Below are 11,195 nucleotides of genomic sequence, written 5' to 3'. Positions count from 1 at the left end.
GACTATTTCATCACCAATGTAGTTGAGGCAGATACAGTAACAGCGTCGTGGATAGTCAAGACTTACACCGAAAGAAATTGGGTGGAAGTATTCTACCGAGAAGCCAAAGGATGGTTAGGGTTAAGGGAATATCAAGTCAGGGATAAACGAAGCTTACTTCGTCATTTTATCCTGGTGTTTTGTGCCTATACATTTATCCTGTGGCATAAGTTAACTGGGGGATTGCAAAGGCGGTGGGCGAATCGACCTTTAAACACTTTTGTGGAAGCTTTAGAAGCTTTTCGGACAGCGATGTCTTTCCGTTTCTTTGAGTGGCTGACCGAGAATCGGGATGTGTTTGCCGCTTACAAAGCCAGTTTAGGCTTTATTTGGGCTTGAAATTTGTTTAAGTCCCATTAACCGCAACTACCCAGGATATTCACACAGCTTTACAAGGTAAAGAAACCAAAACCATTCAGGACAACTTGCTCAAAACTGCCACCGCTTTAGTTGAGCAAGCTAATAAACTAAATGCTGAAGTTGCCAAATTAGATCAAGAAGAACAGAAATATATAGCCTTACTCAAGCAATCGGAAACTAACCTTAAAAGCGCGACTAAATCTCTCTATGATGAGATTAAAAATGGTCAAGTATCCGATCAAGAGAAAGCCTTAATTAATGCGAAAAATTTAGAGATTCTCTATCAAATTGGTTATGCCAAAGGTGCAGTTGATTTATCCAGCGAATTAGCCAAACAATCGAAAACGATTCTTGAACAGATTATTCAAGGAAGGATTCAGGAAAGGAAAGCCAGAAAGAAAGCTTTTGTCAATGAAATTATTGGTACTGTTACCCTAGTTATTAGTGCCGCTTCAGCAGTCCTCACCGCTGGCGCATCATTAGGAATCAACGCCGCTTTAGGGTTATCAGCCGGAACAATTTCTTCGATTACCGCCACTCTTAATACCATCAACACATCCCTGAGCGTCTTGCAAGCCGCCTATAATGGAGATTGGTCAACCGCTATTTTTCGAGCCGGTTTATCCCTGGCTGGCAGTTTAGGAGATATAGCAGGGCTTTCGCCGCAAACAGTAACCGCCCTCAAAACCTCAATTAATAGTGCTTATGTTGCCTATAAAGGGGGAGACTCTATCGGTGTTTTACTCAGTGCCATTCAAGGAGTAGGGGCAATCGCAGCAGATGGAATTGATTTGAGCGATTTATCTAAAGTCTCAGATGCAAAAACTCTTTTAATCACAGCTTCCCAGATTTCAACAGTAGTTCACAGTGGTATTCAAGCCATTGAAAATGGGGATGTTTTAAAAGGTATTCAAGCCCTTGGACAAGCATTAGGAACAATCAGTAAAAACTTTAGCTTGGGGTTAGAAGAAGTAGCCAAACAGCAATTAGAAGAATTAACTGGGCTGGGCTGGGAGAAGCTTAATAAGATTATTGATTTGGGCGGTAATGCCTACAATGCGATTAAGAATGAAGATTGGAGTGATTTGGTAAAAGCCATTGGCGGCACGATTAAGATTATTGATGAAGATTTCGCCTCAGAAGCTGAACAACAGGGAAGGAAAGCCCTGCAAGACTTAACCGGATTAACCTGGGATGACTTTGAGACACTGACAAAAGCATCACAATCTCTCAGGGTGGCTATTAAAACCAAAAATATTGCCGATATTTCTGCCTCCTTGAACCAAATAGCTAACGTTTGGATTGATGACAAAACTCTCAATCAGAAACTGGTTAGTAACTTAAGCTTAGACTGGCAAGATTTAACAGATATTGCCCAGACGATAGATACTGTCATCCCTGCAATTCGAGATGGCAACACCGAAAATTGGGTAAATGCCACCGATAAACTCTTAAATATCTGGGAAAAAAATCCCAGCTTACAGCAACAGTTAAAAGACAAAGCCAAACTGGAATGGACAGAATTTAAACAACTGGTTGCCATTGGACAAACCGTAGCAACTGCTGTTGATCAATCCAGCATTAATAGTTGGGTTGATGCCCTCAAAACTACGCTTGATTGGGCATTAAAAGAAAACTCTTTTGATAACAATAAAGTCAAGCAAATTATCAATCTTGCCAACCAAAAAAATGATACAGCAAGTTGGGTAAAAGCAGTTGATGAACTGTTAGGAGTCGCCAAAGATGCCACCGCTTTACGCAATAAACTGGGAGGAATCACAGGAGTAAAATGGGAAGACTTCAAACAAGTTATTAATTCAGGACAGGCGATTGCTACCGCCATTGAAGACGGCAAATTTACTAATTGGCGAGATGCCCTTAAAACTACCTTAAATATTTGGGTTGACGATGCCACCCTCCAACAAAAAATTGAGACTACAACAGAATTAAAGTGGGAACAACTTACCCGCATCGGAAGCACTTATGAAGCCATTCGCAAAGCGGATAAAAAGGGAGATACCGCCAGTTGGTTGCAAGCGGCAGATCAGACTTTAACCTTATGGGAAAAAGATGCTACTCTTAAAAATAAAGTCAAAAACTTGACCGGATTAGATTGGCAAGGACTTAAAGATTTGGTAGCAGTGGGTAAAACCATTAATACAGCGATTGATCAAAAAACTTATGAAGCGTGGCGAAATGCCCTTAAACAAACTATTAATTTCTGGGTTAGCGATCAAAAATTAAATAAAAACCTGGAAAGTTTAACTGGCTTAAACTGGGAGCAACTTGATAAAATTGGACAGGCGAGTGATGCACTATATCATACTTATGATAAAGTTAAACAAATAGTTGATGAAGCCGCCGCTAGTGATAGTTATAAAGATTGGCTTAAAGGCGTAAAAGATGTTTATAAACTTTGGAAAGATGATCCTATTTTACGCAAAAAAGTTACTGATGCTGGAAAAATTATTTGGAGCGAAGTAGAAGGCATCTTTAAGGTTGAAGATACCTTAGCACAACAAGATAAAGCAGCAACAGTTGAAGCAGCAATTCAGAAAACAGTAGATAGTGTAGAAAGTACGATTCAACAAAAACTAGAAAGTGCCATCGGCTTGTCATGGTCACAAGTAAAAGCAATTGCCAAATCTGGTGAAATTATTTTCAAGGCTATTGAGTCTAATACAACTGACCAATGGATTAAATCGAGTAACGCTATCTTAGACATTTGGCAAAAAGATACTGAATTACGCCAGATTCTTAAAGATCAATATAAAATTGACTGGAAAAATATAGAAGCAAGCGTTAAATCTGGTCAAAATATTGCTCAAGCAATTAAAGATAATACTGTTCAAAGCTGGGGGAGTGCCTTACAAAATATCCTCAATATTTGGTCAGCAACAGTTACATTGAACTCCCAACAAACAACCAAACTGCAACAAACTAATGATCTAATCAATCAAGTCAAAAATAACAATGATCCGCAAGCTTGGTTAACTGCAACTAATAAGGTTATCGATTTGTGGAAAAATGAGACAACCTGGCAAACCTATCTCGAACAAAATATTAAGTTATCTTGGCAGGATATTAGTAATAGTGTTCAATCTGGCCAAATTATTGCCTTAGAGCCAAATGGTTTAAAAGCCTGGGTTAATAACTTAAAAGGTGTCGTCTCAATTTGGAAATCAGACCAAGAGGTGAAAAATGCCTTAGAAAATGTCTCTGAATTTAATTGGCAATCTCTCAGCAACATTGTTAACTATAATGGTATTGTTGTTAGTAAAATTGCTGGTGACAATAAAGATAACAATCTTGTAGGTACAGCAGCCGATGAGTATCTTGAAGGAAAAGATGGCAATGATATCCTCACAGGAGGTGTTGGGAATGATACCCTCAATGGTGGTGCGGGAATCGATACTCTAATCGGTGGTTTAGGAAATGACACCTATCAAATTGATACTACTACCGATACCATCACCGAAAACGCCAACCAAGGTACAGACACAGTTGAATCTTCCGTAACTTATACCCTCGGAAACAACCTAGAAAACCTCACCCTAACTGGTACGACAGCCATTAACGGAACTGGTAACGCATTAAATAATATTATCACTGGTAATAGTGGTAACAATACCCTCAATGGAGGAGCCGGAATCGATACTCTAATCGGTGGTTTAGGAAATGACACCTATCAAATTGATACTACTACCGATACCATTACCGAAAACGCCAACCAAGGTACAGACACAGTTGAATCTTCCGTAACTTATACCCTCGGAAACAACCTAGAAAACCTCACCCTAACTGGTACGACAGCCATTAACGGAACTGGTAACGCATTAAATAATATTATCACTGGTAATAGTAGTAACAATACCCTCAATGGAGAAGCTGGAATCGATACTCTAATCGGTGGTTTAGGTGCAGATACTTTCATCTTCCAATTTGGACAATCTACCATATCAACAAGTGACCGTATCACAGATTTTGCCATCAATAGTGATAAAATCGACTTATTAACTCAAGGCGGACTCGTCATGAATGCACCTAGTAGTTTTAGTCGCGCTGCTAATAGCACTGCTACTACTTTACAGAATTTAGTCAATCAGGTATTTACTGATGCCAATGGAGCCACTACAGGTAATCAAGGATTAGCGGTTAATAGTGCCGCCTTAGTGCAAGTAACAACCGTTGCAATAGCTGGAACTTACCTCGTTATTAATGATAGCACGGCTGGCTTCCAATCCAGCAATGATTTATTAATAAATATCACTGGATTTACTGGTACTTTACCGGCTTTAGGGAACATTCCGCTAGGTAACTTCTTTGTTTAATTAAGTAGGCATAGGGGGCGTATTTTCGGCTATCAATTCGGTCAAAAAACCAAAATTAACAAGCCGCCGTAACCAGATCAGATTGGGATAATTGAGCGCAATTAAAAAAACTCTGTGTTCTCTGTGTCTCTGTGGTTTTTATTAGTTACGCTATCACTAAAACACCCTACAAGCTAACGAGGTTGCCCCATTTGCCGCCTCTCTGGTAAACTATAAAAATAATCCCAGGCTTGTTCTGAACATATTGCTAGAGTTTTATGTCTTACATCCAACGACTTGCTACTCCTGATGATAAAAACGCACTCGTTTCTCTCTGGCGTTTTTTTGCTGTTGAACGAGAAAAAGTTGATCCGTCAATGCGAATCAAATCTGATTTTGATTTTGCCAGATATGTCGGCTATCAGTTGAGCAAACCGCTCTCATTCTGTTTTGTTTTACAGTACGAACAGGAGTTAGTGGGATTCCTCTCTATTTACTTTTATGATGAAGCACCTCCACCGCAACTTAAGACAGAATTAGAGATGCTAGAAAATCCATTTATACCGCGTCGAGTTGGAGCAGTATTGGGGTTATATGTGGAGGAACAGCACCGGCATCCGCCAACAATTAAGCTGTTAATTGATTCAGCATTAAAGAAAGCAGAAGAATTACAAGTAACTGATATAGATCTATTAGTTTCTATTGAGCAGACAGGAATTCACGCTTTATTAAAAAGATACGGCTTCACCGAATCGGCTATTCAATATACTAAACACTTTCAAGTTACTGGAGACAATTTACCGAGTTTACATCCTGCTTTTGGGGAATATCAGCGGCTTGATCTTGCTACCAACCAAGCCATTCCTTTACGAGACCCGCTGACCAATGAAATAGCCAAAAATCTGCAAGGTGAAACGATTTATTTAGAACCCCTACAAGATGAAACAGGCAAAATATTAAAAAGTTCTCGCGGCTTACCTATTTATCCCCTTCCCTTGCGAGATCCTCAGACACACAAATGGGTATTTGATCAAACAGGAAAGTTAGTCCTATGTCCTGTATTGCGGAATAAAAAAGGAGAAATTATTGAGAGGGATGGACTCCCTCAATTTCAGTCACCAGTATATGAATATGAAACTGGAAAATTATCTCTCAAGCGAGATGAATTAGGAAATTATTGTTTTGCTAAACCTTAAGACAACACCTCAGCTATCTGAGTGAAGCGCAAAGGTAAATGTCATTCTGAGTGGAGCGTAGCGAGACGAAGAATCTCCCAGAACATTAGACCTCGACCTAATATTATCTTGGGACCAAAATTTTTTCTGGTTAAGAAACTTACCAAACAAAAATGATTTTAATTGACCCATCATCGAACTATTCAATTAGTACAAAAGAGCAAAGCAAGCTGTGATTAGGTGATAATTTTTGGAGATGTCTATTAGCCTGAATTATTCACCAATTGCTGGCCTTTTTTTAGCCAGATCGCTGAAAGACTTTCCTAGCAAGACTTTTAAGTATCTTCCCAAATCTTCATCAATAAAGCAGGTTAAGTAATGGGACTTAGGCGTTTTCGGTCAGCAAAAAAGGCTCAAACCATTACGGGACAAAGGGTTAACCTCGATTTATGATTTTCCTTGATATATCTGGACTTCCCCCGTATAAACATACTAGCTATGGACAAAAGTCTTACAGAGCCTGAGTTAAAGCCATATAATACTAATGGACTAATGGACACAAAATCCTGAAGTCCTTACGCTGATAGGGTTTGAGGCAAAATTTTTCAAATTTGACCTTTCGACCATTATAGCTTGTTTCGGGGCAGAAAACCATCAAAAACATGGCTACAGAGGAAATCGCTGACTCTAGAGATTAATGACACAATCTGTTACAATAAGGTTAGCGATCACTATACAGCCAACTCTACGGAATCGCTCTACTCCAGATACAGTCAACGGTACAGCCATTTTCAAGTGAAAAATGTACCCAGTGGCCTCTTTTCAATTTTTTCTTAGAAGCGACCTGCAGTAAGGGTTTTGTTAATTTTCTAGTATTTATGTATGGGGGAAGTCCAGTTATTACAAGGCTACAAGGCTGTTCCATGTTTCCTTCTATTTATTGAATTTTAACATTTAATTTATAGGTGGCATTGCCACGAGTTCCCCCTACAATTATTTCATAATTTCCAGTAGCCGGTAATTTTAAACTAGATTGGGTAGCTTCTGTTTTCAAAATTTGCCCATTCGGTGCAATCACATCGAATACGGCATTATTTTCTAATGCTGTAATTTTCAGATCCATTCTCTGTCCTTGATTCGCTCTTAATAAATAAATATTTCGACTCCCTCGAACAACCGATTGATTAACTGTAGTGGTATTAGTTCCTGGTGCAAACCGAATTTGAGACACTAAACAAGGTTGTTTTTGATAAACGACTCGTCCCGTATTCAAAGAATCTGAAGTTAACGTCCAGGTTTCTTGAGTTGTTTGAGTATCTAACTCAATTTTTGTCTTGATATTTAAGTTTAACTGATTCCCATTTTTCCTTCCTTGTAAGGTTTGAGTATAGGAACTATAATAAGATTCTTGTTCATTATGAATCGTAGCTTCTACCCGACCCGTGACTTGATTTCCCTGAATATAAATCCTCGCCGTAGAATCCAGATCATCATTAGCGACTGAAAAACAATAACCTTGAATCGAATAAGCGCTAGACGCTTGAGCAACTTGTCGGGGTGGATGATTTGCCATCCCAGGTGTAACATTCAGTAAACTTGCAAAAATGACTACAGATCTTAATAATTTCATCATCATAACTGACTCATGGTTAAAGGTTGATTGATCACTGATTCTAAATCCAGTGATTAAAGACTGATTATCTATTCCTCCTTTTGCCTCTTGCCTCTTGCCTCTTGCCTCTTGCCTATCCTGATATGTAGCCTATACTCAACGGATTTAGTATGATTACTGATAGGAATCTTTCTTAACAATTTTGTCAGTAAGCACTCCAACCCTGATCCTGACTTGATTTCAGTTTTTTCTTTGTCAGTAAGGGTGTCAACAAGGAATATTACAAATTGTTAACCGAGTCTTGAAAGCCTTGTGCTACAAAGGTTTGAAATGTTAAGAAAGATCTGACTAATGGATAGAAGGTCTATTTGTGATTAAACCATCTTGGGGATACGGTGGCAATTATTAATGATGCTGACTTTCAACCGAACACTTGGTAAAGAGATATAATCAGGCATTAAATAGGTAGGGGTTAAATCCCCCCGTCTATCGGTACCCCCTGTCAGTCCATGAGTGAACCTGTAACCCTTGAGGATATTTACCAGCTATTCCGCGCTTCGGCCGAGGAGTTTGATCGCCGTTTCAGGGAAAGCGCTCTTCGTCGGGCCGAAATGGAACGTATCTTTGCCGAAGCGAAATTAGAAAGCGATCGCCGGGCCGCCGAAGCCGAGCGCTCGATGGCAGAACTGAAACGCACCGTAGAACGAACCAGCAAAGCGGTAGATAGTCTGACCAGTCCCTGGGGTCGATTTGTGGAAGAATTGGTAGAACCGGCGGTTTTACGGCTTTTTCAGGAGAAAGGCATTGATATTAAGGAAGTTTATCCCCGCGCCAGAGTCAAACGTCAGGGTATCGCCATGGAAATTGATATCCTAGCGGTGGATGATACAGGACTCGTGGTGGTGGAATGTAAATCTCGATTATCTAAAGATGATGTGGATGAATTTATCGAAAAATTGACTCGTTTTAAAATCGCTTTTCCCCATTATCAAAACTATCAAGCTTACGGTGCAGTGGCGGGAATTGAAATCAACGAGGGAATCGATCGATACGCATATAAAAAAGGTCTATTTGTGATTAAACCATCTGGGGATACGGTGGCAATTATTAATGATGCTGACTTTCAACCGAATACTTGGTAAAGAGATATATAGCGTTTCTCACACCTGGGTGGCACAGTTAAACCTTTGCTGATTAAGCCTTTCAACCTCAACAATGTACCTCTTGCGAACAGGAAATGCTATAATTAGGTAGGAGAGCAAAAAGATGGAGTTGTGATTGATTAAGTCTGGGCAACCGCAATAAAATAAACAGGAGAATTTTTATGACTCGTTTAGTGGAATTTACCTCAGATGAGGGAACTATTTACATCGAGGTGGATGAAAAGTTACCCTTACCCAAACCGAAACCAGAAGATGAACTTATTAGTCTAACAGATGAAATAGCTGTTAAAGCCGCTCAGTCTTTTGAAGACGCATTAAATGGCATAAAACCCGTGGCAAATGCCATAATTAATAAGGTCAAAAGTTTCAATGAACCTGCTGATCAGGTAGAGGTAAAATTCGGGATAAAAATGACTGTTGGGCTAGGGGCTATTATTGCATCTGGAAGTGCCGATGTTAATTATGAAATTACCCTAAAATGGGATAACAAGGAAAAAAATAAGCAATCATCTACTCAATAAGGACTTAGATAAAAATAATGGTTGCATCTCTAGAATTTTCTGTGGTCAGAATTTATAAGCAACGAAACAAGAAAGATGATAAAATAGAAATTGTTGGGGCAGGATTTCTAATATCATCAGAATACTTGATTACCTGCGCTCATGTTGTTAATGAATCTTTAGATTAGATGTAAAATCTCCTGAGAAACCTACTGACATTATTGAATGTGATTTTCCTATAATTGCATCGGGTACATCTTTAGAAACAACCGTAGAGGTTTGGCATCCAGTTAAATTTAACAGCCATGATCCGCAAGATATTGCTATCTTAAGATTAAAAGATTCAGTTCCTTTACAAGCTCAACCATCAACCAGGGAGCATCTCACCTTTGCCATGAGCATAAATACTTAGTGGAAAAATAGGCTTTTCGAGGGTAATTCTTGTTTTAATTCTCCATGTACGCAGTCTTTAAAAGCCTCTATTTCGTTCCAAGACACGATTAAGAGTGGCTTTTAGGCTAAGTATAATTACTCATTGCGTAAGTGAGATGCTCCCCTCAACCAGATTTTGTGGGGGCGAACCGCGTTCGCCCAGGATCAAAAAAAAACGGTTCTTCGGTTTGTGCTATGCAATGGACGGAGTTATAAGGGATGAAACCCTTATAGAGAAGGACATTGATGCGATTTTTGTCAATTGTTTTCGATCTAGAACGAACTAATCAATAGAACTCTTGCCAGATAAGGATTTAGTCGATTTATGCCACCCTATTGAACCATACCAAGTAACGAAGAACCAAAAAAACTTACCTAGCTCACTATTATTGTCAGTAAGCACTCCCGTAGGGGCGAAGCATTCGGGCAATAACCTATCGCTGAAACCGTAGATTTCTTATCCGAATGCTTCGCCCCTACAACCTAAAATACCAATTTAAATAATGAAAAGCTTATGTCTCAAACTTATTTGAAATGACTATATTTTGGCGTTTAGATTTGTTTTGTAGGGTTAACTTTAATGCTACAATTGGGCTAGGCTGAATATCAGTAAAATAAGACGGATTTTAACCGCCCATCCTTAGATTAGCTGAATCGTCTCCCGACCCCCCCGATGTCGGGGGGGGTGCCTTTTCTCATCTTAAAAAAACAGGAGATAGGACAATGACATCGATCGAATTGCGGCAAAAACTAATCAACCAAATTGAGCGGCTGAGTTTTGAAAAACTTCTCGTTTTAGAAAAGCTGATCGAAAGTTTAGAAAGCCATTTACCAGAAACCTCAAAAAATATAGATTCTGCCCTAGAATCTCCAGCTTCAACAAATACTTATTTAGAAGATGATCCAATTATAGGAATGTGTTCTGGTGTAATTCCTAATCTTTCGGAGCGAGCGGAAGAAATTTTAGAAACAGCCATTAAACCTCCTTTACCTTGCTTTCCTAGCTGAAAATTTATAGATTATATTATAATCGTCTTAGGATTTTCTGAAATTCTCAAGAGTAATTCTTTTAATCATTATCAAAACAACCAGAAAAACTGATAAGTAGGTAGGTGTTAAAAACTTTCAGATGCCCCCCTTATTAAGGGGGTATTAAGGGGGGAAGATTCATTTTAACAACAACAAAAACTAACTCGAACTTTCCACGAGCCGACCGGTAACATATTTGTGTAGGATGCTAGAGATAAGTGTCTGATAGGGGATACCTTCCACCTTCCACCATCAAGGGAGCATCTCACTTGTGCAATGAGTATTAATGCTTATAGCAGTCAAAAACTAGAAAATCTTGAACCTGATCACAAAGAGAAATGAGATTATAATAGTTATAACTTACGATTCAGAATATATCTCGATGGGAGGAACAGTCCAATGTTATCAGAAAATGAAAAAAGAATTAAAGAGTTATGTCAAGAGTTAGGGCAATGTCTTTAGGAACAATCCCAAGTTGAGAAATTTAATAACTTGGCAGAGATAGAAGAGACTGTTAGAGATTTAATGATTCAGTATGTCAACCCAGAAATCGGTATTTTTTTGTCAAAACAAGC

Annotated in this window: 6 protein-coding genes and 2 pseudogenes; 7 read left to right on the top strand and 1 reads right to left on the bottom strand. The window is 39.0% G+C overall.

Annotated features, from left to right (window positions below; genetic code table 11):
• The 3 genes and pseudogenes from H6G48_RS25545 to H6G48_RS25535 all read left to right on the top strand — a co-directional run.
• Positions 1-378, top strand: a pseudogene (locus tag H6G48_RS25545) (IS701 family transposase); the annotation flags it as partial.
• Positions 379-464: 86 nt separating this feature from the next.
• On the top strand, positions 465-4,730 hold the full coding sequence (locus H6G48_RS27010) for a bluetail domain-containing putative surface protein (protein ID WP_190723835.1): 4,266 nt from the start codon (positions 465-467) through the stop codon (positions 4,728-4,730).
• A 257-nt stretch (positions 4,731-4,987) separates the two neighbouring features.
• Complete coding sequence (locus H6G48_RS25535; RefSeq protein WP_190723834.1) at positions 4,988-5,905, top strand: GNAT family N-acetyltransferase; 918 nt, start codon at positions 4,988-4,990, stop codon at positions 5,903-5,905.
• A 916-nt stretch (positions 5,906-6,821) separates the two neighbouring features.
• Here the strand turns inward: H6G48_RS25535 and H6G48_RS25530 are convergent.
• Positions 6,822-7,520 carry a hypothetical protein gene (locus H6G48_RS25530; RefSeq protein ID WP_190723833.1) on the bottom strand — a complete coding sequence of 233 codons (699 nt, stop codon included), beginning with the start codon at positions 7,518-7,520 and terminating at the stop codon, positions 6,822-6,824.
• Between the two features lie 485 nt (positions 7,521-8,005).
• On the opposite strand from H6G48_RS25530, the gene H6G48_RS25525 reads away from it, so the two are divergent.
• From H6G48_RS25525 to H6G48_RS25510, 4 genes and pseudogenes are all read left to right on the top strand, one after another.
• Positions 8,006-8,638, top strand: a complete 633-nt coding sequence (locus H6G48_RS25525; protein WP_190723832.1) for a DUF3782 domain-containing protein — start codon at positions 8,006-8,008, stop codon at positions 8,636-8,638.
• A gap of 182 nt (positions 8,639-8,820) precedes the next feature.
• Positions 8,821-9,180, top strand: coding sequence for a CU044_2847 family protein (locus H6G48_RS25520; protein WP_012267109.1), 360 nt, complete (start codon positions 8,821-8,823; stop codon positions 9,178-9,180).
• 1,134 nt (positions 9,181-10,314) lie between these two features.
• Entirely contained in the window at positions 10,315-10,599 is a 285-nt protein-coding gene (locus tag H6G48_RS25515) for a hypothetical protein (RefSeq protein ID WP_190723831.1), read from the top strand.
• 420 nt (positions 10,600-11,019) lie between these two features.
• Positions 11,020-11,195: pseudogene (locus H6G48_RS25510) on the top strand (ISKra4 family transposase); the annotation flags it as partial.

It is taken from the genome of Microcystis flos-aquae FACHB-1344, from assembly GCF_014698375.1.
Lineage (GTDB): Bacteria > Cyanobacteriota > Cyanobacteriia > Cyanobacteriales > Microcystaceae > Microcystis > Microcystis aeruginosa.
This window is presented reverse-complemented; position numbering and strand designations above follow the sequence as displayed.